Annotated in this window: 26 protein-coding genes and 2 pseudogenes; 7 read left to right on the top strand and 21 right to left on the bottom strand. The window is 74.3% G+C overall.

Annotated elements, in window-relative coordinates; genetic code table 11:
- Positions 1–68 precede the first annotated feature (68 nt).
- The 5 genes from ACIRPT_RS32545 to ACIRPT_RS32525 all read right to left on the bottom strand — a co-directional run bounded on the left by ACIRPT_RS32545 (position 69) and on the right by ACIRPT_RS32525 (position 5071).
- Entirely contained in the window at positions 69–2189 is a 2121-nt protein-coding gene (locus ACIRPT_RS32545; RefSeq protein ID WP_403833661.1) for a xanthine dehydrogenase family protein molybdopterin-binding subunit, read from the bottom strand.
- A 30-nt stretch (positions 2190–2219) separates the two neighbouring features.
- A complete protein-coding gene (locus tag ACIRPT_RS32540) occupies positions 2220–3206 on the bottom strand; it encodes an FAD binding domain-containing protein (protein WP_403833659.1) in 987 nt (328 codons plus the stop codon).
- Positions 3203–3787, bottom strand: a complete 585-nt coding sequence (locus tag ACIRPT_RS32535; protein WP_403833657.1) for a 2Fe-2S iron-sulfur cluster-binding protein — start codon at positions 3785–3787, stop codon at positions 3203–3205. The genes ACIRPT_RS32540 and ACIRPT_RS32535 overlap by 4 nt, the downstream gene beginning before the upstream one ends.
- Before the next feature lie 65 nt (positions 3788–3852).
- Positions 3853–4245 (bottom strand): hypothetical protein, encoded by a 393-nt coding sequence (locus ACIRPT_RS32530; RefSeq protein ID WP_403508560.1) that lies wholly within the window; start codon positions 4243–4245, stop codon positions 3853–3855.
- Between the two features lie 121 nt (positions 4246–4366).
- A complete protein-coding gene (locus ACIRPT_RS32525; protein WP_403833654.1) occupies positions 4367–5071 on the bottom strand; it encodes an isochorismatase family protein in 705 nt (234 codons plus the stop codon).
- A gap of 310 nt (positions 5072–5381) precedes the next feature.
- Here ACIRPT_RS32525 and ACIRPT_RS32520 point away from each other — a divergent pair, with 310 nt between their 5' ends.
- On the top strand, positions 5382–6602 hold the full coding sequence (locus ACIRPT_RS32520) for a serine hydrolase domain-containing protein (protein ID WP_403833652.1): 1221 nt from the start codon (positions 5382–5384) through the stop codon (positions 6600–6602).
- A gap of 40 nt (positions 6603–6642) precedes the next feature.
- Here the strand turns inward: ACIRPT_RS32520 and ACIRPT_RS32515 are convergent, their stop codons facing one another.
- A complete protein-coding gene (locus ACIRPT_RS32515; RefSeq protein WP_403833649.1) occupies positions 6643–7167 on the bottom strand; it encodes a MarR family winged helix-turn-helix transcriptional regulator in 525 nt (174 codons plus the stop codon).
- Positions 7168–7339: 172 nt separating this feature from the next.
- On the opposite strand from ACIRPT_RS32515, the gene ACIRPT_RS32510 reads away from it, so the two are divergent.
- Positions 7340–7660, top strand: a complete 321-nt coding sequence (locus tag ACIRPT_RS32510; protein WP_403833646.1) for a hypothetical protein — start codon at positions 7340–7342, stop codon at positions 7658–7660.
- Here the strand turns inward: ACIRPT_RS32510 and ACIRPT_RS32505 are convergent.
- Entirely contained in the window at positions 7619–9007 is a 1389-nt protein-coding gene (locus tag ACIRPT_RS32505) for a hypothetical protein (RefSeq protein WP_403833874.1), read from the bottom strand. The genes ACIRPT_RS32510 and ACIRPT_RS32505 overlap by 42 nt on opposite strands.
- A gap of 177 nt (positions 9008–9184) precedes the next feature.
- On the opposite strand from ACIRPT_RS32505, the gene ACIRPT_RS32500 reads away from it, so the two are divergent.
- Together ACIRPT_RS32500 and ACIRPT_RS32495 are read left to right on the top strand one after the other, a co-directional pair.
- Positions 9185–10444 carry a molybdopterin-dependent oxidoreductase gene (locus ACIRPT_RS32500; RefSeq protein ID WP_403833643.1) on the top strand — a complete coding sequence of 420 codons (1260 nt, stop codon included), beginning with the start codon at positions 9185–9187 and terminating at the stop codon, positions 10442–10444.
- Entirely contained in the window at positions 10444–11025 is a 582-nt protein-coding gene (locus ACIRPT_RS32495) for a hypothetical protein (RefSeq protein WP_403833640.1), read from the top strand. Before ACIRPT_RS32500 ends, ACIRPT_RS32495 begins: the two co-directional genes overlap by 1 nt.
- A 152-nt stretch (positions 11026–11177) precedes the next feature.
- Here the strand turns inward: ACIRPT_RS32495 and ACIRPT_RS32490 are convergent.
- The 4 genes and pseudogenes from ACIRPT_RS32490 to ACIRPT_RS32475 form a co-directional block, all read right to left on the bottom strand.
- Positions 11178–11660, bottom strand: a pseudogene (locus ACIRPT_RS32490) (class I SAM-dependent methyltransferase); the annotation flags it as partial.
- Positions 11657–12304 (bottom strand): DUF2064 domain-containing protein, encoded by a 648-nt coding sequence (locus ACIRPT_RS32485; RefSeq protein ID WP_403833871.1) that lies wholly within the window; start codon positions 12302–12304, stop codon positions 11657–11659. The pseudogene ACIRPT_RS32490 and the gene ACIRPT_RS32485, both read right to left, overlap by 4 nt.
- 29 nt (positions 12305–12333) lie before the next feature.
- Positions 12334–13077: a glycosyltransferase family 2 protein gene (locus ACIRPT_RS32480; RefSeq protein ID WP_403833868.1), complete on the bottom strand. Its 744-nt coding sequence runs from the start codon at positions 13075–13077 to the stop codon at positions 12334–12336.
- Positions 13054–14115: pseudogene (locus ACIRPT_RS32475) on the bottom strand (NAD-dependent epimerase/dehydratase family protein); the annotation flags it as partial. The gene ACIRPT_RS32480 and the pseudogene ACIRPT_RS32475, both read right to left, overlap by 24 nt.
- 208 nt (positions 14116–14323) lie before the next feature.
- Here ACIRPT_RS32475 and ACIRPT_RS32470 point away from each other — a divergent pair.
- Positions 14324–15427, top strand: a complete 1104-nt coding sequence (locus ACIRPT_RS32470; protein ID WP_403833638.1) for a PP2C family protein-serine/threonine phosphatase — start codon at positions 14324–14326, stop codon at positions 15425–15427.
- A gap of 124 nt (positions 15428–15551) precedes the next feature.
- Positions 15552–15758, top strand: a complete 207-nt coding sequence (locus tag ACIRPT_RS32465; RefSeq protein WP_403508548.1) for a hypothetical protein — start codon at positions 15552–15554, stop codon at positions 15756–15758.
- A 34-nt stretch (positions 15759–15792) separates the two neighbouring features.
- On the opposite strand, the gene ACIRPT_RS32460 is transcribed toward ACIRPT_RS32465, so the two are convergent.
- The 3 genes from ACIRPT_RS32460 to ACIRPT_RS32450 all read right to left on the bottom strand — a co-directional run bounded on the left by ACIRPT_RS32460 (position 15793) and on the right by ACIRPT_RS32450 (position 18118).
- Positions 15793–16488, bottom strand: a complete 696-nt coding sequence (locus ACIRPT_RS32460) for an NAD(P)-dependent oxidoreductase (protein WP_403833636.1) — start codon at positions 16486–16488, stop codon at positions 15793–15795.
- Between the two features lie 20 nt (positions 16489–16508).
- The gene (locus ACIRPT_RS32455) at positions 16509–17099 is read right to left on the bottom strand and encodes an NADPH-dependent FMN reductase (RefSeq protein WP_403833634.1); all 591 of its coding nucleotides are present in this window, start codon (positions 17097–17099) and stop codon (positions 16509–16511) included.
- 89 nt (positions 17100–17188) lie between these two features.
- Positions 17189–18118 carry an RNA polymerase sigma-70 factor gene (locus ACIRPT_RS32450; protein WP_403833632.1) on the bottom strand — a complete coding sequence of 310 codons (930 nt, stop codon included), beginning with the start codon at positions 18116–18118 and terminating at the stop codon, positions 17189–17191.
- Positions 18119–18426: 308 nt separating this feature from the next.
- Between ACIRPT_RS32450 and ACIRPT_RS32445 the strand changes: the two genes are divergently transcribed.
- Positions 18427–18918, top strand: coding sequence for an HPP family protein (locus tag ACIRPT_RS32445; RefSeq protein WP_403833630.1), 492 nt, complete (start codon positions 18427–18429; stop codon positions 18916–18918).
- Between the two features lie 207 nt (positions 18919–19125).
- On the opposite strand, the gene ACIRPT_RS32440 is transcribed toward ACIRPT_RS32445, so the two are convergent.
- From ACIRPT_RS32440 to ACIRPT_RS32410, 7 genes are all read right to left on the bottom strand, one after another.
- The gene (locus tag ACIRPT_RS32440; protein ID WP_403833629.1) at positions 19126–20325 is read right to left on the bottom strand and encodes a 4-hydroxybenzoate 3-monooxygenase; all 1200 of its coding nucleotides are present in this window, start codon (positions 20323–20325) and stop codon (positions 19126–19128) included.
- Entirely contained in the window at positions 20322–21116 is a 795-nt protein-coding gene (gene pcaD / locus ACIRPT_RS32435; protein WP_403833627.1) for a 3-oxoadipate enol-lactonase, read from the bottom strand. The genes ACIRPT_RS32440 and pcaD overlap by 4 nt, the downstream gene beginning before the upstream one ends.
- Positions 21113–22471, bottom strand: coding sequence for a 3-carboxy-cis,cis-muconate cycloisomerase (gene pcaB, locus ACIRPT_RS32430; protein WP_403833625.1), 1359 nt, complete (start codon positions 22469–22471; stop codon positions 21113–21115). Before pcaB ends, pcaD begins: the two co-directional genes overlap by 4 nt.
- Before the next feature lie 58 nt (positions 22472–22529).
- Entirely contained in the window at positions 22530–23168 is a 639-nt protein-coding gene (gene pcaG / locus ACIRPT_RS32425; protein WP_403833623.1) for a protocatechuate 3,4-dioxygenase subunit alpha, read from the bottom strand.
- Entirely contained in the window at positions 23168–23986 is an 819-nt protein-coding gene (pcaH, locus tag ACIRPT_RS32420; RefSeq protein ID WP_403833621.1) for a protocatechuate 3,4-dioxygenase subunit beta, read from the bottom strand. The genes pcaG and pcaH overlap by 1 nt, the downstream gene beginning before the upstream one ends.
- A gap of 444 nt (positions 23987–24430) precedes the next feature.
- Positions 24431–25708 carry a thiolase family protein gene (locus ACIRPT_RS32415; RefSeq protein ID WP_403833866.1) on the bottom strand — a complete coding sequence of 426 codons (1278 nt, stop codon included), beginning with the start codon at positions 25706–25708 and terminating at the stop codon, positions 24431–24433.
- Entirely contained in the window at positions 25708–26433 is a 726-nt protein-coding gene (locus ACIRPT_RS32410; RefSeq protein WP_403833863.1) for a CoA-transferase subunit beta, read from the bottom strand. Before ACIRPT_RS32410 ends, ACIRPT_RS32415 begins: the two co-directional genes overlap by 1 nt.
- Positions 26434–26447 lie beyond the last annotated feature (14 nt).

The following is a 26447-nucleotide window of genomic DNA, read 5'->3' as shown; positions in this document are numbered from 1 at the left end:
TGTAGGGCCCCGGCCACCGGCCCGCCGACCCGTCGGAGCCGGTCGGGCTCGTCGGGCCCGTCGGGCCGTCAGGGCGCGAGCCGGGGCAGGACCTTGTCCGGGGTGAGGGGGAGGTCGCGCAGCCGGACGCCGGTGGCGTGCCGTACGGCGTTGGCGATGGCCGCCGCGGTGCCCACGATGCCGATCTCTCCGATGCCCTTGCTGCCCATGGGGTTGAGGTGCGGATCGTCCTCGTCGAGCCAGTGCGCCTCGATGGCGGGGGCGTCGGCACAGGCCGGTACGTGATAGGAGGCCAGGTCGCATTCGGTGAAGTCGCCGAAGGCCGGATCCAGGCCGCTGCCCTCGGTGAGCGCCATGCCCAGGCCCATGGTCATGCCGCCGGTGAACTGGGAGCGCGCGGTACGGGCGTTGAGGATGTGACCGGCGGCGAACATGCCCAGCAGCCGGCGCACCCGTACCTCTCCGGTGACGGTGTCGACCTGCACCTCGGCGAACTGGGCGCCGAAGGAATGCCGGGCGTACGGGCTCGGCTCGGCCGTCTCCTGGTGGGTGTCGGCGGTGACCGTGATCCCACGGGGCGACAGCGGCCCCTGATGCTCGCGCAGCCGCGCCGCCAGCGCCGTGGCGGCCTTGTGGACGGCCCAGCCCCAGGAGCCGGTGCCCGCGGAGCCGCCGGCCAGGAAGGCGGGCGGCAGATCGCTGTCGCCGATCTCGATCCGTACGCGCTCCTCGGGGGCGCCCAGCGCGGCGGCGGCGACCTGGGCGAGGACGGTGCGGGCGCCGGTGCCGATGTCGGTGGCGTTGATGCGGATGCGGTAACCGCCGTCGGCGGCGGCGTGTGCCTCGGCCTCGCTGCCCACGATGTAAACGGGGTAGGTGGACGCGGCGACGCCCGTACCGAGCAGCAGGTTTCCCTCGCGGCGTACGCCCGGCCGCGGATCCCTGGGCAGCCAGCCGAAGCGGTCCGCGCCCGCCCGCAGGCACTCCACGAGATGCCGGCTGCTGAAGGCGAGACCGCTGTCCGGCTCCGTCTCCGGCTCATTGCGCACCCGCAGTTCCACGGGGTCGATGTCGAGCAGCACGGCGAGTTCGTCGACGGCGGACTCCAGGGCGTACATCCCCGGGGCCTCGCCCGGGGCGCGCATCCAGGACGGGGTGGGGACGTCGAGGGCGGCGACGCGGTGTGTGGTGCGGCTGTTGGGCGAGCGGTACATGACACGGGCGGGGACGGCGGCCTGCTCGACGAATTCGGTGATCGTGGAGGTGTGGGTGACGCACTCGTGCGCGAGGGCGGTGATGACGCCGTCGGTGCCCGCGCCCAGCCGTACGCGCTGGAGCGTGGGCGCCCGGTGGCCGACGGCCGCGGGCATCTGACGGCGTGGCAGGGCCAACTTGACCGGGCGGCCGGTGAGCAGGGCGGCCATCGTGGCGAGGACGACCTGCGGGCGGGGCGTCCCCTTGGAGCCGAAGCCGCCGCCGACGTGCTCGGAGATGACCGTGACGTCGTCCTTGCCGAGCCCGAACAGGGCCGCGAGGTCGTCGCGCACCCTGGTGGAGCCCTGGCTGGAGTCATGGACGGTCAGATGGCCGTCGTGCCAGCGGGCGGTGGAGGCGTGCGGCTCCATGGGGTGGTTGTGCAGCGGCGGCACGGTGTAGGTCGCGTCGACGGTGGCGGGCGCGGCGGCGAACGCCGCGTCGAAGTCGCCGCGTTCACGGGTGCCGGGATAGCCGCCGTTGACCTGTTCGGGCGTGGACAGGCGCGGGTGGTCGGCGGTCAGCCGTACGTCGTGACCTGCGGTGTCGTACGAGAGCCGGACCGCTTCGGCCGCCGCGCGGGCCTCCTCGAGGCTGTCGGCGACGGCGAGTGCGACATACCAGCCGCGGTGCGGGATCCGTTCGTCCTGGAGGGGCGCCGTCGTCGGGTCGTCGGGGGTGACGAGGCGGGGCGCGTTGTGGTGCGTCAGCACCGCGCACACGCCGGGCAGGGCCAGCGCCTCGGTGGTGTCCACGGCGGTGATCCGGCCGCGCGCGACGGTCGCGGGGACCGGCCAGGCGTAGGCGCAGCCCGGCGGGGTGTGTTCTGCGGCGTAGCGGGCGGCCCCGCCGGCCTTCTCCCGCGCGTCCCGGCGGACGAGCGGTGCACCGAGGGGAGGCGGGGGCGGTCCGAGGGGGAACGGGACGGGAGGCATGGTGCGGATCCTTGGCGTCGGGGGTGGGCATCAGGCGCGGGCGGCGAGGCCGGCCAGCACGTCGACCGTCAGATTCCGGGCCAGGGTGACCTTGAAGCCGTTCTCGCGCAGGGGGCGGGCGGCGGCCAGTTCGGCGTCGGCGGCGCGGGCGAAGGTGTCCTCGGTGGCCGACGCGCCGTGCAGTACCGCTTCGGCCGCGCGGGCCCGCCACGGCCGGTGCGCCAGCCCGCCGTAGGCCAGCGCCGCATGCCGGACGGCGCCGTCCCGTACGTCGAGCACGGCGGCCACGGAGACCAGCGCGAAGGCGAACGAGGCGCGGTCGCGGGCCTTGCGGTACCGCGCGTGCGCACCGGGACGGGCCGGCGGAAGCCCGACGGCGGTGATCAGTTCGCCGGCCCGGATGACCGTGTCCCGCTCCGGGTGGTCGCCGGGCAGCCGGTGGAAGTCGGTCACCGGCACGCTGCGTTCGCCGTCCGGGCCGTACAGGTGAACGGTGGCGTCCAGGGCGGCGAGGGCGACCGCCATGTCCGAGGGCTGGGTGGCGACGCAGTGCTCGGAGTGCCCCAGTACGGCGAGATCGCGGTGCGCGCCGTCGCGGGCCGGGCAGCCGGTGCCCGGGGCGCGCTTGTTGCAGGGCTTGGTGGCGTCCTGGAAGTAGGCGCAGCGGGTCCGCTGGAGGAGGTTCCCGCCGGTGGTCGCGGTGTTCCTCAGCTGCCCCGAGGCGCCGGCCAGCACCGCCTGCGAGAGGACGGGATACCGGTCGCGTACCGCGGTATGCGCGGCGAGGTCGCTGTTGCGGACCGTGGCGCCGATGCGCAGCCCGCCGTCCGACTGCTCCTCGATACGGTCCAGCGGCAGCCGGCTGACGTCGATGAGCAGCGGCGGCGTCTCCACGCCGAGCTTCATCAGATCGATGAGGTTGGTGCCCCCGCCCAGAAACCGCGCCCCCGGCCGCTCACCCGCGGCCCGTACCGCCTCTTCCACGCTCCCGGCCCGCACGTATCCGAACGGCTTCACGCCCGCACCCCCGCACCGCCGGCCTCGGCGACCGCTTCGACGATGCGGGGATAGGCGCCGCACCGGCACAGGTTCCCGCTCATCCGCTCGCGGATCTCGTCGGTGGTGAGCTCGACCGGTGCCCCGGAGTCCGCGTCGTACGGCGTGACATGCGAGGGGAAACCGTCCGCCGCTTCCCGGAGCACGCCGACGGCCGAACAGATCTGGCCGGGGGTGCAGTAGCCGCACTGCAGCGCGTCGCGGGCCACGAAGGCCTCCTGCAGCGGATGCAGCCGCTCGCCGTCGGCGAGGCCCTCGACGGTGGTGATGCCCCGCCCGTCCTGCGCCACGGCGAGCAGCAGACAGCTGTTGGCCCGCCGTCCGTCGACGAGCACCGTGCACGCCCCGCACTGCCCGTGGTCACAGCCCTTCTTGGCCCCGGTGAGAGCGAGGCGCTCGCGCAACAGGTCCAGGAGCGTGGTCCGGTGATCCACGGTCACGGTGTACGTCGTCCCGTTGACCCGCAGGTACAGCGCGGAGCTCTCGCCGCTCGCCGACCGCGGTGCGCCGGCGCCATCCGCCGGGTGCTTGCTGGACTCCACTGATGCGCGCCTCTCCGCCGATCCGCCCCGGCCGGTCGCTCCGTCGGGTTCCTCTCACGAGCCCCTCACCGGGTCTCCAGCCGCAGCTGGACCTCCTGTTCCTGGTCACCGGCGGCCGTGCCGACGATCCGTACCGCGAACGCGTGCGCCAGGCTCTCGCGCAGCCGGGCCACCGCCCAGTAGCCGCCCTGGAGGTCGACCGTCACCGGCGCGGTCAGCGGCCGCGGCGCGGCCTCGGCCCGTAGCTCGCTCACATCGACGGTCACCGTCCAGACGGTCTTGCCCGCCCCGGCCACCTCCGTGGGCACATCGTCCGCGGCCCGGTCGGACGCAAAGGACTCGCGCAAGGCGCTGAAGACCGCGTGCGCGTCGTCCGTCGCACAGCCGACGATCTCCACCACGACCTCGTCCGGGGGTTGCGGGTGTTCCGCGTGTGACGTCTGTTCCGCGCTGTTCACTGGCGGGGCCTTCCTGTGGGAGCCGAACGCTTCCAGGCTCACCCCACGGCCCACGGTGTGCGACCGGAGACTCGAACGAGTGGTTTAAATGGGCGCAACTTCTCTAAATGCCCCCAGAACATTACTGTAGGTAATCGAAGGGGGCGCTCCGTGACCGGTCACCGAGATCGGGCGCGACGGGGACGGGCGAAGGAGGCGGGGGCATGAGGACAGAGGCGCCGCGAGGCGCGCCGGTGAAGGTGGCGTCCGCGGAGTGGGCGGTGATTTCGATCTCGTCGCCGAGGGCCCATTCGGCGGCGCGGGCGGACATTGCGGCCGGGACCAGGTCGCTGATACCGGGGGCCGCCGGGATGTCGTAGGTGGCGTGCGCGTCGTGCGGCAGGACGACGCGGAAGCCGGTCGCCAGGGCCGTACGGGCGGTTGCGCTGACGCACATCTCGGACAGCACACCGCAGAGGGCCAGCGCCTGGACGCCGGCGTCGGCGAGCAGGGTGCCCAGCGGGGTGTCCTCGAAGCCGTCGTCGTCCGTCTTGCGGACCACGTGCTCCAAGGGGCCGGGCTCGACGGGCAGATGGAGTTCCCAGCCGGGGGTGTGCGGCTCGTCGACGGCACCTGACGGTCCGTCGTTCTGCAGATGGACGACGAGGGCGCCGGCGGCTCGGGCACGCGCGATCAGGTCACGGCTTCGATCGAGCACCCGGTCCGCGTCGGGGACCGCGTCGCCACCGGAGACGAAGGCCGTCTGTACGTCGACGACTATCAGGGCCTCGACGGGGCGCGGGCGTGGGCGGGCGTCGGTGTGGAGGGGGGTCGTCGGCTCGGTCATGGCTCCCATCTTGCGGCAGACGCCCGGGCCGTAGGGGCGGTGGCGGTCGCGGAGGTGCGCAGGGACCACCGCGGGCATGCCGGGCAGTCGGCCGGGATGGCGGGATACGGACACGCACCGCTGAGCCGTACGGGCTCTCGTAGTTGCCACGGGCATCGACCGGACGGATCATCCCGTACGGAACGGGACGCTCCGGAACACCCATAGGGGAGCGACACCTACAAGAGGGGGCACGCGCGCCGGGGAAACGGGCGAGAGCGGTAAGCGCGAGGACGGACCAGGTATGAGGACGATGTGAGGGAGAGCCACCATGGCGGATGCGGGGGAGGCCGCCGTGAGCGGACACTGCGCGCCGGGCTTCGAAGGAGTGCGGGAGGCCTTCGAGCGGAATTTCCGGGTGCACGGCGAGGTCGGCGCGGCGGTGGCGGTGACCGTGCGCGGGCAGACGGTGGTCGATCTGTGGGGCGGGCATGCGGACGCCGGGCGGACGCGTGCCTGGGAGCGCGACACGCTGGTGAATGTCTACTCGACCTCCAAGGGGTTGACCGCGCTGTGCGCCCATCTCCTCGTGGACCGGGGCGAGTTGGAGCTGGACGCGCCGGTCGCGCGCTACTGGCCGGAGTTCGCGCAGGCCGGCAAACAGGACATACCCGTGCGCTGGCTGCTCAGCCACCGTGCCGGGATGATCGCGCCCCGTGAGCCGGTGGCCGCGCGGTATGCGTATGACTGGGATCACGTGTGTGCCGCGCTGGCCGCCGCGCCGCCGTGGTGGGAGCCGGGCACCGCGCAGGGGTATCACGCGGTGACGTTCGGGTATCTCGTGGGCGAGGTGGTCCGGCGGATCAGCGGGCAGTCGCTCGGGGCGTTCTTGCGGAGCGAGATCGCGGAGCCGCTGGGTGCGCGGGTGTTCATCGGTACGCCGGCGGAGGAACACGCGCGGTGTGCGGAGATGGTCGGGCAGCTGGACGAGGCGCGGATCGCCGAGCGGTTCCCGGGCATCCCGAAGCCGCCGTTCCATGCGCTCTCGGACCACCCGCTGGCCGTGGTGATGCTGGCGCTGACGTACATCCCCACCGGCGACGTCAACAGCGCCGCCTACCGCTCGGCCGAGATCCCGGCGGGCAATGCCCACGCCTCGGCGCACGGCCTGGCCACCGTCTACGGCGCGCTGGCGAGCGGGAGGCTCGTACGGCCCGCCACGCTGGAGGCGATGCGCGAGGCGCAGAGCCTGCCGCACGAGCCGGATCTGGCGATCGATGCGCTCGCGCCGCCAGGGACGGAGCGGCAGTGGGGGCTGGGTTTCATGCTGAACCACCAGGGCCAGGCCGGCCCCAATCCCCGTGCCTTCGGGCACGGCGGCGCGGGCGGCTCCTATGCCTTCGCTGATCCGGAGAACGGCATGTCCTATGCGTATGCGATGAACAAGTACGGCACCGGCGCGACCGGCGATGCCGACCCACGCAACATGGGGCTGCTCGCGGCGACCTACGAGGCGCTGGGGCGGACGCGGGGCGCCGGTGCCCCAGGGTGAGCGCGCGCGGCATCCCGTGACGCATCCTCCGCCCGGGGCCCTACGGCGCGGCCGACTCCGGTGGCGGCGCCGGCTTCGGGGCGACGCGGGGTTCACCGGCCGCGTCCGTGAGCGCACGCAGCGAGGTGATCAGGCCGGCGCGCTGTTCCGCGGGCAGCCGGGAGACGATGCCGGCGATCTCCGCATGCCGGTGGGAGAGCACCCGCTCGACGAGTTCCCGGCCCTGGGCCGTCAGGCTCAGGACGACCTCGCGGCGGTTGCCGGGGTTGGCCTGCCGGCTGACGCTGCCGGACGCCTCCAGCCGGTCGACCATCCGCATCGCGGTGGACGGGTTGACGCCCAGCGCCGCGGCGAGCGCGGCGAGTTTGACCGGTCCCTGACTGTCCAGCACCACCAGGGCGCGCAGCTGCGGCAGGGTGAGCGCGGGATCGATCTCGGCGAGCGCCCGTGCCGATATCGCGACCAGCAGCCGGGAGGCGGTCAGCACGGCGGCGATCACCTCCTCGGCGTCGTCGTCGAGTCCGCGATCCGGTCGGGAGTGCGCATCGTGCCCCTTGTCGCCCATGGCGTCTTTATACCCGGTGGCCGCGTTTTCGCTGATGGGGGGCGTGTACGGGCATCCTCGGGCGTCCGGTGTCCGCACACTCCGCGATTGCCGTTGCACGGCGCAATAATGGAGAGATGCGGCACGGATCCGTGTCCGGTGCGCAGGTGCGCCGGGCCCGGGAAAGGCAGTGGTGACCATGGACAGGGACGCCGACACCGTTCACGAAGCGTATTCGTTCGTCTGCCTGCACTGCGGATACGGGTGGGAGCAGGAGTACGAGATCCGGCACTCCACCGATCTGGCCGGGCAGCGGCGGACCGACTATTTCGTCGGGGGCCGGCATGTCTCCTCGCCGCTGACCCGCGCGGACTGTCCCGCCTGCAACCGCGGACCGCTGCGGATCCTGCGCCCCGGCCGGGTGACGGCGTCGCGGTCGATGTTCGCATGGTCCAGCTACCCCGACTGGTCGTCACCATCCGGTGTACAGAAGGTGGTTGACGACCAGGGCTAGGGCGGCCTGCGCCGTCAGCCAGTGGCGTTGCCGCGCGGCGGGCAGCAGGGCGGCCGCCGGCAGCAGCCAGACGGCGAACGGCAGCCAGATGCGTTCGGTCTCCGCCTTGCTCATGCCGGAGAGGTCCGCGGCGAGGAGGGCGGCCAGGGCGGCCAGGGTGAGCAGGACCAGCCGGTCGGCGGCCGTGCCCGGGGGCGCATGACGCAGCCGCCGCAGCGCCGGGGGCGCCGCCGCCAGGGCGTGCCGGAGACCGGCCACGGTCGCGAGGCCGGTGATCAGGACGGTGCAGGCGAGGTTGCCCCAGATCCAGTACGTGTACGGGCGGACCGCCGCGGCGCCCTGGTAGTAGCGCTCGACCAGGAGGCGGTAGCCCTCCCACCAGTTGAATCCCGCGAGGGTGAAGCCGGCCGCGACGGCCGCCGCTCCGGCCAGGAAGAGGGGCAGCGGGCGCAGGGTACGGCTCATCAGCAAGATCGCGGCGGCGATCAGGGCGATGAGGGTGAGGCCGTAGGAGAGGTAGCACGTGAGGCCGAAGAGGAGGCCCGCGGCGAGGGCGGCCGGCGCCGGGGCGCGGACCGACCGGGTCGCGGCGAGCGCAAGGAGGGCCAGCGCCCAGGCGGCGACGGCGGCGAAGTAGCCGTCCGCGGAGGTGCCGACCCAGACGGCGGCCGGGGCCAGGGCGAGGAAGGGCGCGGCCCGGCGCGCGGTCGGTTCGTCGGTGAGGGCGCGCAGGGCGATGAGGGCGGCGGCCGCGGCGGAGGTGCCGAGGGTGAGGCACCAGATGCCGGCCCAGGCGCCGCCGCCCAGGCCGATGCGGTCGAGGCCGACGAAGGTGAGGACGGCGGCCGGTGGGTGGCCGGCGACATGGGCGGGCCAGGAGTCCGGGCCGTGGTGCAGAAGGATGTGGTGGGTGAAGTCGCGCAGCGCCGGGCCGAGCCGGTCGAAGCGGCGGATGACCGTCAGGTACTCGTACTCGGTGGTGAGGCGGCGGGCGATGCCGGTCTGGAAGCCGTCGATCAGGGCCAGCGACCAGGTCCAGGCCATGGCCGCGAGCCAGCCGGTGAGGACGAGGGAGCGCCAGGGCAGGCGGGCGGCCAGCGGGGGTCCGTAGGCGATGACGAGGACGGCGACGGTGAGCGCGGCGGGGGTGCCGGGGCCGACGTGCGGGAACCATGAGGCGTACAGCGGGGGCCAGTTGACGCGCAGATTGCCGGTGGTGCGCTGGATGAGGGTCCCGACGACGGCGGCGGCCGCGACGAGGAGGACGCCCGCGGCGGCGGCCAGCAGATCGGCGCGGCGCACGCGGCGTTCTTCGGAGGGCGCACGGCGGGCCGCACGGGGCGTCACACGAGGGGGCACACGAGGGGTCACACCGGAACGCTAGGGCGCCGGCGGGCCGTCACGGCTGCTCTGTCGCAGCGACGTCAGGGTTTCGTCATGTGCCGTAGCCGCCTGGGGGCATCGGTTGCGGCATACCGTCGAAGCGCGGCGGGGCACCCTCGTCGCGCGAACAGTCGAGGACACATGATGCGTGCCCGTCTCCCCGTGCCCACTCCCCCTACCTCGCCGTCCTTCTGGCGCAGTCCGCTGCGCGGCCCCCGGCTGACGGCGCTGCTCGGTGTCGTGCTGCTGGCCGGTATCACGCTGCTGTTCGTGACCGGGCTGCTGTCGTACGCCGCGTACAACCCGGATCTGGCCGGCGGCGTCAACGACAAGACGCCGGACAAGGGGCTGCTGGGCTTCTACCTGTTCCCCTGGCCGACCGGTCCGCACTGGCTCTACCGCCTCACCCAGGGGCTGCATGTCACCCTCGGCGTCGCGCTGGTGCCGGTGCTGCTGGCGAAGCTGTGGTCGGTGATCCCGAAGCTGTTCACGCTGCCGCCCGCCCGGTCGATGGGCCATGCCCTGGAGCGGCTGTCGTTGCTGCTGCTGGTCGGCGGCGCGCTGTTCGAGTTCGTCACGGGGATCCTCAACATCCAGCTGGACTACCTCTTCCCCGGGTCGTTCTACCGGCTGCACTTCTACGGGGCGTGGGTGTTCATCGGCGCGTTCGTCGCGCATGTGGTGCTGCGGCTCCCGCGCACGGTGCGGGCGCTGCGGGAGCGTACGGATCCCGGTGCGGAGGCCGATGACACGGGGCTGGTCGCGCCGCGGCCGGCCGCGCCGACCGTTTCGCGGCGCGGCGCGTTGTGGCTGGTCGGCGGCGGTTCGCTGCTGCTGCTCGCGACGACTGCGGGGCAGAGCCTCGGGGGGTGGTGGCGGCGTACGGCGCTGCTGGCGCCGCACGGTGGCGCGGATCCCGGGAGCGGCCCGAACGGCTTCCAGATCAACAAGACCGCCACGTATGCCGGGATCCGGCCGCAGGACACCGGTGACGACTGGCGGCTGACGGTCGAGGGCGGCGGCCGGCGGGTGCGGCTCAGCCGCGCCGAGCTGCTGCGGCTGCCCCAGCACGAATCGGCGCTGCCGATCGCCTGCGTCGAGGGCTGGTCGACGGACGATCAGCTGTGGAGCGGGGTGCGGCTGCGCGATCTCGCCGCGCTGGTGGGGCTGGGTGAGCGGCCGCCGGATGTCCTGGTGGAGTCGCTCCAGCTGCACGGGGCGTTCCGGCGGGCGGCGCTGCGCGCCAACCAGGTGCGCGACGGGCGTTCGCTGCTCGCGTTGCGGGTGGGCGGCGCGGAGCTGTCCGAGGACCACGGCTATCCGGCGCGGATCATCGTCCCGGCGGCGCCCGGCGTGCTCAACACCAAGTGGGTGGCCCGGCTGACGTTCGGGGAGCTGTGATGGGGCGGCGGGCACGGCTGAGGGCGTCGCTGGGGGCGTGGCTGCGGCGGATGGGGCGTCGCCACTGGTACGGCGAGGGGGCGCTGCATCTGCTGCTGATGCTCGCCTCGTTCGCGCTCACCGGATATGCGGGGCTGCGGCTGCTCGACGGGGACGAGTGGCCGCTGGTGGTGGTGTGGTTCGTCGGGGCGGCGCTGGTGCACGACCTGGTGCTGCTGCCGCTGTATTCGCTCGCCGACCGGGCGGTCTGCGCGGCCACGGCGGGGGCGGGGCGGCACCGTGCCTGGACGGCGTATGTGCGGGTGCCCGCCGTGCTGTCGGTGCTGTTGCTGCTGGTGTGGTTTCCGCTGATCGCGGGCTCGGCGGGCACCCCGGCCGGCGCGGCGGCGCGCTACGAGTTGGCCACCGGCCTGCCGGGGGAGGAGTTTCTCGCCCGCTGGCTGCTGATCACCGCGGGGCTGTTCGGGCTGTCGGCCCTGTTGCTGCTGGGCGGTGCGGCGGCGCCCCGGCTGCGCGGTGCGGCGGCGCGGGCGCGGCGGCGCAGGGCCACGAAGCGGCGCTCGGCACCCTCCGGCCGGTGATCCCCGGGCTCCGCCGCGCTCCACCGTTCCACGGCCGCCCAGCCGGCGGCGGCCGCGTACCGCACCAGCGCGGGCGTGCCCACCCGGGCCCAGGGGAAGAGCCCGCCCGCCGCGCCGCGCCCGCCGTCGACCCGTACCTGGACCCGCTCGTCGACATCCGCGGCCGTGGTTTCCACGATGAGCAGCCCGCGCGGGGCGAGCAGTTCGGCCGTCCGCAGCAGCAGGGCGCGGGGGTCGCCGCCGATGCCGATATTGCCGTCGAGCAGCAGCGCGGTACCCCACCTCCCCTCGTCCGGAAGGGAGTCGAAGACGGAACGGCACAGGGCGGTGCCGCCGATCGCGGCCGTGCGGGTCACCGCGGCCTCGCTCACATCGATGCCGAGCGCCCGGCGGCCCTGGGCGGCGAGGGCGGCGACGAGCCGGCCGGGGCCGCAGCCGATGTCGAGGACCGGGCCCTCGCAGCGGCGCAGCGCCGACTGATCGGCGGCGTCCGCGCCGGCGCACCAGCGCTCGACGTCCAGGGGCAGCAGCCAGCCGTCGGGACGGCGCAGGAACAGCGGACCGCGGCCGCTGCGCAGCGCGTCGGCGTACGGGTCGGCGCCCCAGGTGGGGGCGCCGTTCGTGGTGCGGCTCATCGTTCGGCGACCGCCGTCAGCCGGGCGAGGGTGGCGGCGAATCGTCCGCCCGGTGCGGCGGCCGCGACGCGCTCGGCGTCGGCGGCGGTGTCGACGTCGCGCAGCGGCGGCAGGTCCCGCACCCGGAGTCCGGCGTCGGTCAGCCGGGCGCGCTGGGCGGCGCCGGTACCCGGGGTCGACATCGGGACGCCGCGCAGCAGCCGGGGGTCGGGGTCGGCCAGGCCGAGTGCCCAGAAGCCGCCGTCCTCGGCCGGGCCGAACCAGGCGTCGCAGCGCTGCCAGGCGTCCGGTGCCAGTGCGGGGGCGAGGAGTCCGGCGGTGACCTGGGGGGTGTCCATGCCGAGGAGCAGGGTCGGGCCGGTGCTGTCGGCGAAGGCTGCCGCGAGCCGTTCGTCGAGGCCGCCGGCGCACTGCGGCCGCACCTCGAAGCCGGCGGGCAGCCAGGGCCCGGGGCGGCCTTCGAGGACGACGACGCGGCGGCGGGCGGGCATGGCGGCGACGGCCTCGAGGGTGTCGCGCAGGGCGGCCTCGGCCAGTTGGGCGGCCTCGTGGGGCGTATAGGGCGGGGTGAGACGGGTTTTGACCCGGCCGGGGAGGGGTTCCTTGGCGATGACCAGGACCGTGGTCGGGCCCGGGTCGGCCATGGGCGGGGCCTCGCGCATGCGCTCGTCGTTCATCGGGCCGCCTCCTGCGTACCGGTCCCCGTGCCGGGCGCCGTCGGTGGCTGCCGCAGCACGCCGCGCATATCGCGTACCGCGTGCCAGGTGCCGCGCCAGGTGCCGGTGACCTTGGAGCGGCCGGTGCGCGGGTGGTAGGGGACGTCGCGTTCGGCGATGCGCCAGCCGGCGTCGGCGGCCCGTACGACCATCTGGAGCGGATAGCCGCTGCGGCGGTCGGTGAGGCCGAGGCCGAGCAGGGCGGTGCGGCGGGCGGCGCGCAGCGGGCCGAGGTCGTGCAGGGTCAGGCCGGTGCGGCGGCGCAGCATCCGGGTCAGTGCGAGGTTGCCGAGCCGGGCGTGCGGGGGCCAGGCGCCGCGGCCCTGCGGGCGCCGGCGGCCCAGTACGAGGTCGTGCCGGCCGTCCTGTACGGCCCGTACGAACGGGGCGAGCAGGCCGGGGTCGAGGGAGGCGTCGCAGTCGCAGAAGCAGACGATGTCGGCGTCGGCGGCCAGGAGTCCGGCGTGGCAGGCGGCGCCGAAGCCGCGGCGGGGTTCGTGGACGACGGTGGCGCCGAGGTCGCGGGCGATCTCGGCCGAGCCGTCGGTGGAGCCGTTGTCCACGACGATCGCCCGCCAGCCGTCCGGGATGCGGGCCAGGACCCAGGGCAGCGCGGCAGCCTCGTCCAGGCAGGGCAGGACGACGTCCACCGGGGCCGGGCGTGGTGTGGTGAGGGCCGGGGCGGCCGGGGCGGCCCGCATTCCGTCCCGGGCGAACTCGGCCATGCCTTCGGCGAATCCGGTCTCCGCCCGCCAGCCGAGCTCGTCGGCGATCCGCCGCGACGACGCCGTGATGTGCCGGACGTCGCCGAGGCGGTACTCCCCCGTCACGACCGGCTCCGGCCCGCCGCACGCCCGGGCCAGCGTCCGGGCCATCTCCCCTACCGTGTGCGGCTCTCCGCTGCCGGTGTTGTACGCGGTCAGCGTCCCGGCATCCCGGCCTGTCAGGGCATCGAGCGCCACCGCGTTGGCCGCGGCGACGTCCCGTACGTGCACGAAGTCCCGCCGCTGGCCGCCGTCCTCGTACACGGTCGGTGCCTGGCCGCGGGCCAGCGCCGAGCGGAAGAAGGAGGCCACGCCGGCGTAGGGGGTGTCGCGGGGCATGCCGGGCCCGTAAACGTTGTGGTAGCGCAGCGAGATGGCGCGGCCGCCGGTGGCGCGCGCCCAGGAGGCGGCCAGATGCTCCTGGGTGAGTTTGGTCGTGGCGTACACATTGCGCGGGTCGACGGGCGCGTCCTCGCCGACGAGTCCCGGGCGCAGCGGCGCACCGCAGGTGGGGCAGCGCGGCTCGAACCGCCCGGCGTCCAGGTCGGCGGCCGTACGCGGTCCCGGCCGCACCACCGCGTGCTCGGGGCAGGTGTAGCGGCCCTCGCCGTAGACCACCATCGACCCGGCGAGCACCAGGGCGCCGACCCCGGCCGCGGCCATCTCGGCGAGGAGTACGGCGGTGCCCAGGTCATTGCAGCCGACGTAGTCGGGCGCGTCCGCGAAGTCCTTGCCCAGGCCCACCATCGCCGCCTGGTGGCAGACCGCGTCCACGCCCCGCAGGGCCTCGGCGACGGCCGCCGCGTCCCGTACGTCCGCGACGATGCGGCGCTCGCCCGGCCGTGGCGGGGGCGGCTCGGGGTGGGCCGACGGCAGGAGCGCGTCGAGGACGACGGGCTCGTGCCCGCGGTCCGCCAGCGCCGCGACGACCTGCGATCCGATGAATCCGGCGCCGCCGGTGACCAGTACACGCATGCCGGTCACGCTAAGCGCGGTGCGGCGTTCCGGCCCGTCCGGCGGACGGTGCGTCATGGGTCCGTAAGATCCCCGGCCCCGGCGCCGGCCGCCCGCGGAGGTGCCTGGACGGCGATTTGATAACAGAGCGCCATGACGGTATTTCGGTCCGGCATATGGCGCATATGCTCAGGTCGGGGGCGGTTTCCCCCGCATGCTGCCGCATCTGATGACCCCGTCGGAGTACACCTTGGCCGTGTCCCAAACCGAGCAGTGCACCGGCTCCCGGGTACTGTTCACGCTCCCGTATGCCGTGATGGCCGCGGTCAGTGCGGGGGACCTGCTGGCGGGCCCCGGGCTCGGGCTGCTGCCGCTGGTCTCCCTCGGCCCCGCGTTCGCCGGGCTGGTCGGTGGCTGGCGGCGGACGGCCCGCACCGGGCTGATCGCGGCCGTCCTCTGTGTCGGCCTGAGCGTCTACAGCGACCTGTTCGAGGGGCGGCGGGGGCTGACCGCGCTGCTGACGGTGGCCGGGGTCACCGCGGCGGGTGTGGTGGCCGCGGTGATGCGTCAGCGCCGCGAGGCGGAACTGGCCAGCGTCCGGTCGATCGCGGAGGTCGCCCAGCGCGTCCTGCTGCGCCCGGTGCCGCGCGGCGCGGGCCCGCTGCGGATCGCCGTCTCCTACACGTCGGCGGTGGCCGAGGCCCGGATCGGCGGGGACCTGTACGAGGTGGTGACCTCGCCCGGCGGCGTACGGATGATCGTCGGCGATGTGCAGGGCAAGGGGCTGGAGGCGGTGGAGACCGCGGCGGTGGTGCTCGGCGCGTTCCGCGAGGCGGCGCACGACGAGCCCGACCTGTCCGCGGTCGGCGAGCGGGTGGAGCGGGCGCTGAACCGGCACCTGGCGGGCGAACGCTTCGTCACCGCGGTGCTGGCCGAGGTCGGCCAAGGACCGCGGGCCACCCTCCTCAACTTCGGCCACCCGGCCCCGCTGGTCGTCCGCCCCACCGGCGCGGTCGCGTTCGCCGCCCCGCCCGACCGCGCCCTCCCCCTCGGCCTCTCCGACCACGCGTCCGACGCGCCCCCGCCGCTCCCCTACGAGGTGCCGTTCGCCCCCGGTGACCAGCTGCTCTTCTACACCGACGGCGTCACCGAGGCCCGCGACGCGGCGGGCCGCTTCTACCCCCTCGACGAACGCGCCGCGCTCCTCAAGGACCCGGACCCCGAAGGGGCGTTGCGCGCGGTGCGCGAGGACCTGGTCGAGCATGTCGAGGGGCCGTTGCACGATGACGCGGCGATGCTGCTGGTGCGGTACCGGGAGGGGCACGGGGACTGACCGCCCGCGGGGAAGCGCCCGGCGTACCGTGCACGTGCCGGTACCCCTGAGCGAAGGGAAGTCCGTACGTGCCCCAAGCCGAAGAGGACGGCTTCCGCGACCATGTGGCTCCCGGGAAACCACCGTGCAGCGGCCCGACGATCCCGACCCGAGCTGTCGCCGGCACTTCACGGCCTGGCGCCTGGGCGGGAATCTTCTGGTCGTGGGGCCGGGCCCGGACCTGTTTTCCTACGGCGCGTTCGAGCACGCCGTCGTCCATGTCCGCGCGCTCGCGCCGGATGCCCCGGTCCCGGACGGCGAGGGGCTCTACGACTTCACGGACCCGTCGTGAGCCCCTGCCGCCCGCGCGGTGCGGACGCACCGGCTCAGCTCTTGGCCTTCGCTTCGCTGCGGAGCCACCGGAGCAGGGCGGGGTTCTCGACGGTGGTGATGACGCCGAGGGTGGTGCGGACGTGGCGGTCGTCGTCCAGCAGGGCCAGCATGCTCGCGGCCAGGTCCACGCGGGCGGTGAACCTGCCGTCGGCGTGCCCCTCGACGAGGGTGTAGTCGGTGACCGACGGCAGGTGGTAGAGGCCGCTCGGGCGCAGGATCGTCCAGTCCAGATCGCTGGCCCGGACCAGCTCTTCCATCCGCCGCATGTCGTCGTAGAGCGTCTTGCCCATCACCCGCGTCACATAGGGCAGAAGCACCCGGTTGAACAGGAACCCGCCGTCGGAGTACGGGTGCGGGTCGACCCCGCTGGAGCTGACCACGGCGAGCCGGCGCACCTGGTGCCGTGTCATCGCGGCGACGATATGGGCCACGCCGCGCGAATAGGTGGTGATCGGCTCCTTCCCCGGGGGCACCCCGAGCGTCGACAGCACGGCATCCCGCTCCGCCACGGCGGCGTCGACGGCCACCGGGTCGAGCACATCGGCGCCGGTCACCTCCAGCCGGTCATGGCGCAGCGGAAACGCGTCCGGCTGCCGGGTGACGGCGGTGACCCGATGTCCGGCGGCGAGTGCCTGGCCGGTGAGCAGGCGGCCGGTGGGACCGTTGGCTCCGAAGACCGTGATACGCATGAGTGTGTCCTCCCTGGTTGCTAGGCCTGCTGGTGAACGGTCCCGGGAGCGGTGCGGAGCGCGCCGAGTGCCTGCGCCCACGCCAGCAGCTCGTCGACCAGCTGGTGGACCTCCGCCGTGTGCGGCTCCCGTGGCTGGAAGTCGGCGAAGTTCACGAAGTCCTCGCGCAGCGACAGCGCCACCTGCGGTCCGATGTCGGCCATCCGCAGCACGCCCGCCTGTGCACGCAGCTTCTGCACGGCCATGACCGCGCCGAAGACGCCGTAACCGACGTAGGCGACCGGTTTGCCGCCCCACTCCTGGTGGAGGTGGTCGATGGCGTTGGCCAGGGCGGCGGGCGGGGCGGTGTTGTATTCGGGGGTGACGATGATGAAGGCGTCGCAGGAGCCGATCCGTTCGGCCCATCTCCGGGTGTGCGGCTGCCGGCCCGGCACCCTGGCCGGCGGGACCGCTTCGTCGAACAGCGGCAGCGCGTGGTCGGCCAGGTCCACGAGGTCGAAGTCCGCGGCGTCGCCGGCGTGTGCGGCTGCCAGGTCCCGTACCCATGACGCCACTTGGTCGCCGATGCGGCCGGGGCGGGTGCTGCCGATGATGATGCCGATCCTGGTCATGCCCGATTCCTTGTCATGTCTTGTTCGGGTGGGTGTGTGCGGGGTGCGCCGGGGCCGGTATGCCGGATGCGGCCGGGGCGGCGAGGGGGTCACGGTCGGTCCGGGGCCCGGCGGGCCTGCCGCGTCTCGCGCAGGACTGCCCAGGCGTCCGCCACGGGGCCCACATGCCCGAGCTTGTCGGGGTTGCTCACCGTGCGGATCGTCTGGATCTGCCCGTCGAGGATGTCGAGCGTCCAGGTGTTGATGACCTTGCCGTCCCGGTCGCGGAAGATCGCGCCCGGCCGGCCGTTCACCTGGTGCGGTTCCACGACGCCGCCGATCCGGACGAACGGCGGGAGGAGGGCGGCGAGCATCCCGGACACCTGGCCGACGCCGAAGAAGCCGGTGGCCCACTGCGGGGCCTTGCCGCCGCTGTCCGCGACCATCTGTACGTCGGCGGCGAGCAGGGCGCGCAGTCCGTCGACGTCCCCTTCGGTGAAGGCGTCGAAGAACCGCATCGCGAGTTCCTCGCGCTCGCGCCGGTCGGCCTCGAACCGGGGCCGGCCCTCGTGCATATGGCGGCGTGCCCGCACCACCAGCTGACGGCACGCCGCCTGCGAGCGGCCCACCGCCGATGCGATCTCGGGGAAGCCGAAGTCGAACACCTCCCGCAGCACGAACACCGCGCGTTCGAGCGGGGTGAGCCGTTCGAGCAGCAGCAGGGCCGCCATCGACACCGAGTCGGCCAGCTCGGCCGCGCGCTCGGGGTCCTCGTAGGGGTCGGTCAGCAGCGGCTCGGGGAACCACGGCCCGACGTATTCCTCGCGCCGGACGCGGGCCGAGCGCAGCACGTTGATCGAGACGCGGGTGACCACGGTGGCCAGGAACGCCTTCGCCGAGGCGGGAGGGGTGGGGGACGCCTCGTAGCGCAGCCAGGTCTCCTGGACCGCGTCCTCGGCCTCGGTCACGCTGCCCAGGATCCGGTAGGCGATCGAGAACAGCAGCGGCCGCAGCTCCTCGAACTCCTCGGCCCGGCTCACTCCGCCCCCTCCGCACCCGGCCGGGCCGGCCACCGCCCCGGGACCCCGGTTCCGCCTGCCACGAACACCCGCATGACCCTCACCTTCCTGACGTACGCGTCTGCCTCTGTCCCTCAGGACAAGACAGCCCGGCCGTCTGTGACATGGCGGGGAAAGTTGCGTGGTACAGGCCGCGGTGGCTCCGGTGGGCACGTGGCGGCGCTCTGTCCGAGATGTCCGTCGCCTTGTCCACGAGGCAAGACATTCATCCGTCAATCAACAGTTTGTTTATGATCTGGGGACCTCACCCACCCTGCCGGAGCCCACGCATGCCCACACCCCTGCCCGCCGCCGCCCCCAGGCCGCATCCGCTGCACGCACTGAGGGCCACCGCCTTCGCGATCGGCGCGCTGTTGCTGCTGGTCGGAGTGGGGGTGCTGCTGCACCAGCCGCTGCTGATCCCGCCGCTGGCGGCCAGCGCGGCGCTGGTGCACGGCGCCCCCGGGCTGCCGATCTCCCAGCCGCGCAACCTGGTCGGCGGCCAGCTGCTCTCCGCTGTGATCGGCTTCGCCACGCTGGCGGTGACCGGGAGCACCGGCTGGGGCGCGGCGATAGCCGCCGGGCTCTCGCTGGGCGTGATGATGCTCACCCATCTTTCCCACTCCCCGGCCGCCGCCACTGCGGTGATCGTGGTGCTCCAGGCCCCGCATCCGGTGCCGTTTCTCCCGCTGCTCGCGCTGGCCACGGCGCTGCTGGTGGCGATCGGCCTGCTGCCGGGCCGCATCGGCGGGCACCCCGTCCGCTACCCGGTCGCATGGTGAACCCGCCGTTCGACGGCTCGCGGTAGCGCGACGGTCACCGATCGGCGTCAGCCGGTCTGCTGCCGGAGATCATCTCCTGAGGAACGGGCGGCGCCGCTCCGGCCCGGACCTCACCTCCCGGATCTCACCTCCCGGTTCCGTGCATCGGTCCCGCATCTCCGCACCCGGTCCGGCGTCCCGGCATTCGGGCATCCCCAGGCGGTGCGTTCACACGAGCGGCACCCCCGTGTAGTTCTCCGCCAGTTCGGCCGCGGCATGCGGTGAGGTGGCGATGCGGTCGAGCTGGGAGAGCTGGAGCCGGGTCTCGAAGGGGCTCTGGTCCGGGTCGGCGTGCAGCGTGGTGGTCATGAAGGACGAGAAGTGCTCGGCGCGCCAGACGCGGCGCAGGCAGGTGGCGGAGTAGGCGTCGAGGAGGTCCGTCGAGCCGGTGTGGTGCAGGTGGGTGAGGGCGCGGGCGAGGACGGTGACATCGGCGACGGCGAGGTTGAGGCCCTTGGCGCCGGTGGGCGGGACGATGTGCGCGGCGTCGCCGGCCAGCAGGAGGCGGCCGTAGCGCATCGGTTCGGTGACCGAACTGCGCATGGGGAGGACGGATTTGGCGGTGATCGGGCCGCGCTCCAGCTTCCCTGAGGTGCCGCCGGGGGTGTCGAGGGCCGAGCGGGTCTCCAGTTCGTCCCAGATGCGGTCGTCGGGCCAGTCGGCCAGGTCGGTGCCATTGGGGACCTGGAGGTAGAGGCGGCTGACGGTGGGCGTGCGCATGCTGAAGAGGGCGAAGCCGCGCGCGGAGTGGGCGTAGATCAACTCATCGGAGGACGGGGGCACTTCGGCCAGTACGCCGAGCCAGGAGTAGGGGTAGCTGCGCTCGTAGGTGCGGCGTTCATCGGCGGGGACGGCGTTGCGGGCGACGCCGTGGAAGCCGTCGCAGCCGACGACGTAGTCGCAGGTGAGGGTGTGCTCGCGGCCCTCGTGGAGGTAGCGGATGCGGGGGCTGCCGGCGGCCGCGCCCGTCACGCTGAGCGCCTGGGCGCCGAAGAGCAGGGGCGGTCCGGAGGCGAGCTGGAGGGCTATGAGGTCCTTGACGACTTCCGTCTGGGCGTAGACGGTGACGCGGCGGCCGCCGGTCAGGGCGGGGAAGTCGAGGCGGTGGGCGCGCCCGTCGTAGCGCAGCTCGATGCCGTCGTGGACCAGGCCCTCCCGGTCCAGCCGCTCCCCGGCGCCGCAGGCGCGCAGTACGTCGACGGTGCCCTGTTCGAGGATGCCGGCGCGCTGGCGCCGCTCGACGTAGGCGCGGTCGCGGCTCTCCAGGACGGTGCAGTCGATGCCGGCGCGGTGCAGCAGGCGGGCGAGCAGCAGGCCCGCGGGGCCGCCGCCGATGATGCCGACCGTGGTGTGGCGTGGGCCCGTCACCTGGGGGTTCCTTCCGTGAGGTGGGCGAGGAGGGCGGCGAGCACCGGAGCCGGGCGTTCGACGTTGGCGAGGTGGGCGGCCCGGGGGAGCTCGAGGAGGGTCGCGTCCGGGATGCCGTCGGCGAGTTCCCGGGCGTGTGCGGGTGGGGTGGCCGGATCGTCGCGGCCGGCGATGACGAGGGTGGGGGCGGTGATACGGGACAGGTCTGCGCGGAGGTCGTAGTCGGCCAGGGCGTCGCAGCAGGCGGCGTAGCCCGCGGGCGACACCGTGCGGCGCAGCGCGTCGACCAGGGCGGTGGCCTGCGGGGAAGCGGCGAAGGCGGGGGTGAACCAGCGGGTGGCGGCCGTGTCGGCGACCGGACCGGTGCCTCGCTCCCGGACGAGCGCGGCCCGTTCGTGCCAGGCGGCGGGTGCGCCGAAGCGGGCGGAGGAGCAGATCAGGGCGAGGGAGGCGAGGCGTTCGGGGTGGTGCACGGCGAGCCAGGCTCCGACGGCGCCGCCGAGGGAGACGCCGGCGTAGGCGAAGCGGTCGATGCCGTGGGCGTCGGCGAGGGCCAGGACGCGGCGGGCGAGGCCGGGGACGGTGGTGGGGGGAGTCGGGGTGGGGCGCGGGGAATCGTCGTGGCCGGGGAAGTCCCAGCGGAGGGTGCGGAACCGGTCGGCCAGGGCCGGGAGTTGGGGGTCCCACAGGCGGTGGGAGGTGCCCACGGAGGGGCCCAGGATCAGGGGCGGGGCGTCGTCGGGGCCGTCCACGGTGTGGTGCGGGAGCGGGGCGGCGGGTGAGCGGGTCATGGTGTGGGCTCCTGCGGGTGGTGCGCGGGGCGGGCCAGGGCGCGGTCGACGAGGGGGCCGGCGGCGCCCAGGTAGGCGGTGGGGTCCAGGAGTTGGCGGAGGCGGTGTTCGGGGAGGACGCCGGGGAGGAGGTCGTGGGCGAGGGCCTCGTACAGGTCGACGCCCTCCGTCGTGGTGCGGCGGGCCGCCGTGTCGACGAGACGGCGGGCCTCGGCGCGGCCCGTCAGGGGGGTGAGGGCGGCGGCGAGGCGTTCGGTGACCACCAGGCCGGCGGTCAGGTCGAGGTTGTGCCGCATGCGGTCCGGGCGGACCCGTAGCCCGTCGGTCAGTTCGGCGGCGTCCCGGGCCGCGCCGCCCACCAGGCGCAGCGCCTCACGCAGCGGCTGCCATTCGGCGTGCCAGGCGCCGGCCGGGCGCTCGTCCTCGGCGGCGAGGGACCCGTACAGCACCGCGGCCAGCGCCGGGACCTGGCGGGCGGCGGCCGCGATCAGGGTGGCGCGCACCGGGTTGGCCTTGTGCGGCATGGCGGAGGACCCCCCGCCGCCGCCCTCGGCGAGCTCGCCGATCTCCGTACGGGAGAGGGCCAGCACATCGGCCGCCATCTTGCCGAGGGCTCCCGCGGCGAAGGCGAGCGCGCCGGCGAGGTCGGCGACGGGGGTGCGCAAGGTGTGCCAGGGCAAGACGGGTTCGGCCAGGCCGGTCTCGGCGGCGTATGCGGCGAGGAGCCGGGTGGCGGGGTCGGGCCCGGTCTCCGCGTATGCGCCGAACGCCGCGAGGGTGCCCGCGGCGCCGCCCAGTTGGGCGGGGAGCGCGGCGCGTACGGCGGCGAGCCGGTCGTCGGCATCGAGGACGAGGCTGCGCCAGCCGGCGGCCTTGAGGCCGAACGTGGTGGGCACCGCGTGCTGGGTGAGGGTGCGCCCGGCCATGGGGGTGTCGCGGTGCCCGGCGGCGGTACGGTGCAGCGCGTCGGCGGTGCGGCCCAGGTCGGCGCGGACGGCGTCCAGGGCGCGGGCGCTGACCAGCATGGTGGCGGTGTCCAGGATGTCCTGGCTGGTGGCGCCCCGGTGGACGTACGCGGCGGCGTCCGGGTCGCGGGCGGCGACGGCGGCGGTCAGGTCGGCGACGAGCGGGACCACCGGGTTGCCGGCGGCGCGGGCCCGCAGCGCGAGGTCGCGGGAGTGCGGGGTGCCCGCCGCCGCGGTGACGGCCGCGGCCGCCGACTCCGGGGCGAGTCCGAGGGCCGCCTGGGCGCGGGTGAGCGCGGCCTCGGCGTCGAGCATGGCGCGCAGATACGCGGCGTCTCCGGTGCGGTCGGCGACGGCGGAGCCGGCCCAGGAGGGACTGAGTAGCCCCAAGTCAGCCTCGGGATAGGGGACTTGGGCGGTCGGGTCCGGCGCCCGTCCTCCCCGCTTGTCATCGGAAGGCAAGGAAGACCGTCTCCTCGTGGGTGCCGTCCTCGGCGCCCTGCAGATGGATGTCGAACCGGTAGCGGCGGGCCGGGCCGTCGGGGCGGGCGAGGAGGGTGCGCGCGCGGTCGGCGGGGAGCCGGGAGAGCAGCGGGTCGGCGGCGTGGGCCGTCTCGTGCCCGGGGAAGTAGATGCGGGTGAAGAGGTGGTGCAGCAGTCCGCGGGCGAAGACGCAGACGGCGAGGTAGGGGGCGGCGTCGGGGCGCCCGGCGGGGGCGGTGGCGGGCAGGGTGCGCAGGGCGTAGTGGCCGTCGGCGTCGGTGGGGACGCGGCCGAAGCCGGTGAACTCCACGCCGTCGCGGCCGGTGATCGCGCCGGTGGCCGGGTCCCGGCGCAGCGAGCCGGGCGCGCCCGACAGGCCGCCGTCGAGGCCTGCCTGCCAGAACTCCAGCAGGGCGTCCGGCACGGGGTCGCCGGCTCCGTCCCGTACGTATCCGTGGACGGTGACGGTGTCCGGGTGGCCGTCGGGCGCGATGCGGTCGCCGCCGGGGAACGGCAGGGCGTAGCCGTAGAACGGGCCGATGGTCTGGGACGGGGTCGGGGGCAGCGCGGCGGTGCGGCGGCCGGCCGGGGTGGCGGGGGACATCAGCGGCCTTCCTCGATCCAGGTGGCGGACGGGCCGTCCAGGACGATGTCCCAGCGGTAGCCCAGGGACCATTCGGGGCGGGACAGTTCGGGGTCGTAGGCGGCCACCAGGCGGGCACGGGCGGCGGGGTCGGTGACCGAGGCCAGGATCGGGTCGTAGGGGAAGAGCGGGTCGCCGGGGAAGTACATCTGGGTGACCAGGCGTTGGGCGAAGGCGGAGCCGAAGAGCGAGAAGTGGATATGGGCCGGGCGCCAGGCGTTGTCGTGGTTGCGCCAGGGGTAGGCGCCGGGCTTGATGGTGGTGAACGCGTAGCGGCCTTCGTCGTCGGTCAGCGTCCGGCCGACGCCGGTGAAGTGCGGGTCGAGCGGGGCGGGGTGCCGGTCGCGCCGGTGGGCGTAGCGGCCGGCGGCGTTGGCCTGCCAGATCTCGACGAGCTGGCCGCGTATGGGGCGGCCGGTGCGGTCCACGATGCGGCCGGTGACGGTGATGCGTTCGCCGAGCGGCTCGCCCGCGTGCTGCCGGGTGAGGTCGGCGTCGAGATCGGTGATGTCGGTGATGCCGAAGGCGGGGCCGGTCAGTTCGACGGCCTCCGGGTCGGCGAACGCGGCGATCTCGACGAGCGGGCGGCGCGGGTGGCGGGAGGCGCTGCTGCGGTACGGGGGGTAATCGCGGGCGGGGTGCTCGGGAGCGGGAGCGCCCGCGGCACGGGCCCGGGCCGCCGCAGTCTCGAGCGCGGCGATCTCGCGGCTGATGCCGGACCGGCCGGTGCGGCCGGGCTCGTGGGGGATGGCGGACTGGCGGGTGGCGGGTGCGGTCATGGGCCCTCTCCGTGAGGTGGTGCGGATACGGCTGTTCGGCGGCTGGGGCATCTCGGCGGATCGGGGTCGGACAGGTCCTGGGGCGCGTACACAAACTTCCGTTGTGCGGACGGGCCCTGGGGCGTGTCCGCAAACTCCCCTTGTGCGGACTCGGCCTAGGTCGTGTCCGCTAACTCCCGTTGTTGCCCGTAGGGCGGGCTCGCGGCGTCTGGTGCACTGCACTCGCTTCGCTCGCTCCGTCTCGGCTCTTCGATGCGATCCCCGGATGCCGAGCTGCATCGCAAGGCGCAGGTGCGCCCGCAATGGGGGTCCCCCCGCGCCCTTAAGGCGTGGGGGAGGTTCTCTGCGGGTGAGCCGACAACGCCGCGTGGGGGTGCCCCCAGCGTTAGCTGGGGGAGTGCCGTGCCAGACGCCGCGATCCAGGCGGGAGTTTGCGGACACGACCTAGCGCTCCAGTACCACCGCGAGTCCCTGGCCCACGCCGATGCACAGCGTGGCGAGCCCCGTGCCGGAGCCGGCGGCCGCCAGCCGGTGGGCTACGGCGCCGGTGATCCGGGCGCCGGACGCGCCGAGCGGGTGGCCGAGGGCGAGGGCGCCGCCGTGCGGGTTGACGAGGGCCGGGTCGAGTTCGGGCAGGCCGGCGAGGCAGCCGAGCGCCTGGGCGGCGAACGCCTCGTTCAGCTCGACGGTGCTCAGGTCGGTGAGGCGGCGGCCGGCCTTTGCCAGGGCGCGCGGGGCGGCCTCGACGGGGCCGAGTCCGAAGTACTGCGGCTCCAGGGCGGTGACGGCGCTGCTGCGTATTCGGGCGAGCGGCGCGCACCCGGTGGCCCGCAGTCCCCGCTCGTCCATCAGCAGCAATGCGGCCGCGCCGTCGTTGAGCGGCGAGGAGTTGCCCGCCGTGACGGTGCCCTCCCCGGCCGCCGTCCCCGGGGACCCCCGCCCCGCTTCTCCCCCAGCCGCCGGCCGGGGGGACCCCCACCTCGCTGCGCTCGCCTTGCGGAAGGCGGGCGGCAGCGCCGCCAGGGCCTGGAGGGAGGTGTTCTCGCGGATGCTTTCGTCGCGGAGCAGGGCTGACGGGTCCGTCCCGTACGGCACGACCTCCGCGTCGAAGGCGCCGTCCTTCCAGGCGCGGGCCGCCTTTTCGTGGCCGGCCAGCGCGTAGGCGTCCTGCCGGTCACGGGTGATGCCGTACCGGTCAGCGATCAGCTCCGCGCCCTCGCCGAGGGCGACGGTCCATTCGTCGGGCATCTTGGGGTTGGTCAGCCGCCAGCCCAGGGTGGTCGAGTGCAGGGTCCCTGGCGCGGCCGGAAAGGCGCGTTCGGGCTTGGGCAGCACCCAGGGGGCGCGGCTCATCGACTCCACCCCGCCCGCGATGGCCACCGAGGCATCGCCGAGGGCCACGGCGCGGGCGGCCTGGATGACGGCTTCCATTCCGGACCCGCACAGGCGGTTGACGGTGACACCGGGCACGGTCACCGGCAGCCCGGCGAGCAGCACCGCCATCCGGGCCACATCGCGGTTCTCCTCGCCCGCGCCGTTGGCGTTGCCCAGGTAGACGTCGTCGATGGTGGCCGGATCCAGTCCCGGGGCGCGGTCCACCAGGGCCTTGACGACATGAGCGGCGAGGTCGTCCGGGCGGACGCCGGAGAGCGCGCCGCCGTACTTGCCGATGGGGGTGCGAACGGCGTCGACGACGAAGACGTCCCGGGGGCGGTCGGTGATCAAGAGGCCTCCTTCAGGGCACGCAGGGCGGCGAGTTCGGCAGCGGTGGGCGGGGCGGTGACGCCGATCCGGTCGGCCTCCTTGAGGTCCCAGCCGGTGGCGTCCCGTACCTGATCGACCGTCACTCCCGGATGCAGCTCGGCGAGGACGAGTTCCGCGGTGTCCGGGTCGGGGCGGAGCACGCCGAGGTCGGTGATGACCGCGGTCGGGCCGGCGCCGGGCAGGCCGAGGGCCGCGCGGTCGCCGGGGCCGCTGCCGTGGCCGAGGGTGGTGACGAAGTCGAGTTCCGGGACGAAGTTGCGGCGGCTGTGCCGGAGCACCATCAGCACCCGACCGCAGTTGGCGGCGATCTCGGGGGCGCCGCCCGCGCCGGGCAGCCGCCCTTGGGGCCTGCCGGGGCCGCGGTCGACGAGGGTGGTGTTGATATTGGCGAACCGGTCGACCTGGGCGGCGCCGAGGAAGCCGACATCGATCCGGCCGCCCTGCAGCCAGTAGTTGAAGATCTCCGGTACGGACACCACGGAATCGGCGGTGTCGGCGAGTTCACCGTCCCCGATGGACAGCGGCAGCCGGGTCGGCTTGGAGCCGAGGGTGCCGGACTCGTAGACGAGCACCAGGTCCGGATTGACGGTACGACGGGCGAGGTTGGCCGCCGTACTGGGCAGTCCGATGCCGACGAAGCAGGTACGGGCGTCGGCGAGCGCGCGGGCGGCGTTGATCTCCATGAGCTCGTCGGGGG

Origin of the sequence: Streptomyces sp. NPDC101227 (assembly GCF_044767545.1) — a bacterium.
Taxonomy (GTDB): domain Bacteria; phylum Actinomycetota; class Actinomycetes; order Streptomycetales; family Streptomycetaceae; genus Streptomyces.
The sequence above is the reverse complement of the archived record's forward strand: the minus strand, read 5'-3'. Positions and strand labels throughout refer to the sequence as shown.

Excerpts from the sequence above, each read along its gene's own strand:
- ACIRPT_RS32445 (WP_403833630.1), top strand. The coding sequence starts at position 18,427 with ATGCCCACACCCCTGCCCGCCGCCGCCCCCAGGCCGCATCCGCTGCAC.
- ACIRPT_RS32410 (WP_403833863.1), bottom strand. The coding sequence starts at position 26,433 with ATGGAGATCAACGCCGCCCGCGCGCTCGCCGACGCCCGTACCTGCTTC.
- ACIRPT_RS32515 (WP_403833649.1), bottom strand. The coding sequence starts at position 7,167 with ATGGGCGACAAGGGGCACGATGCGCACTCCCGACCGGATCGCGGACTC.
- ACIRPT_RS32495 (WP_403833640.1), top strand. The coding sequence starts at position 10,444 with ATGGGGCGGCGGGCACGGCTGAGGGCGTCGCTGGGGGCGTGGCTGCGG.
- ACIRPT_RS32460 (WP_403833636.1), bottom strand. The coding sequence starts at position 16,488 with ATGCGTATCACGGTCTTCGGAGCCAACGGTCCCACCGGCCGCCTGCTC.
- ACIRPT_RS32470 (WP_403833638.1), top strand. The coding sequence starts at position 14,324 with ATGACCCCGTCGGAGTACACCTTGGCCGTGTCCCAAACCGAGCAGTGC.
- ACIRPT_RS32545 (WP_403833661.1), bottom strand. The coding sequence starts at position 2,189 with ATGCCTCCCGTCCCGTTCCCCCTCGGACCGCCCCCGCCTCCCCTCGGT.
- ACIRPT_RS32480 (WP_403833868.1), bottom strand. The coding sequence starts at position 13,077 with ATGCGGGCCGCCCCGGCCGCCCCGGCCCTCACCACACCACGCCCGGCC.
- ACIRPT_RS32455 (WP_403833634.1), bottom strand. The coding sequence starts at position 17,099 with ATGACCAGGATCGGCATCATCATCGGCAGCACCCGCCCCGGCCGCATC.
- ACIRPT_RS32525 (WP_403833654.1), bottom strand. The coding sequence starts at position 5,071 with ATGACCGAGCCGACGACCCCCCTCCACACCGACGCCCGCCCACGCCCG.
- pcaG (WP_403833623.1), bottom strand. The coding sequence starts at position 23,168 with ATGTCCCCCGCCACCCCGGCCGGCCGCCGCACCGCCGCGCTGCCCCCG.
- ACIRPT_RS32485 (WP_403833871.1), bottom strand. The coding sequence starts at position 12,304 with ATGGCCGACCCGGGCCCGACCACGGTCCTGGTCATCGCCAAGGAACCC.
- pcaD (WP_403833627.1), bottom strand. The coding sequence starts at position 21,116 with ATGACCCGCTCACCCGCCGCCCCGCTCCCGCACCACACCGTGGACGGC.
- ACIRPT_RS32520 (WP_403833652.1), top strand. The coding sequence starts at position 5,382 with ATGGCGGATGCGGGGGAGGCCGCCGTGAGCGGACACTGCGCGCCGGGC.
- pcaH (WP_403833621.1), bottom strand. The coding sequence starts at position 23,986 with ATGACCGCACCCGCCACCCGCCAGTCCGCCATCCCCCACGAGCCCGGC.
- ACIRPT_RS32500 (WP_403833643.1), top strand. The coding sequence starts at position 9,185 with ATGATGCGTGCCCGTCTCCCCGTGCCCACTCCCCCTACCTCGCCGTCC.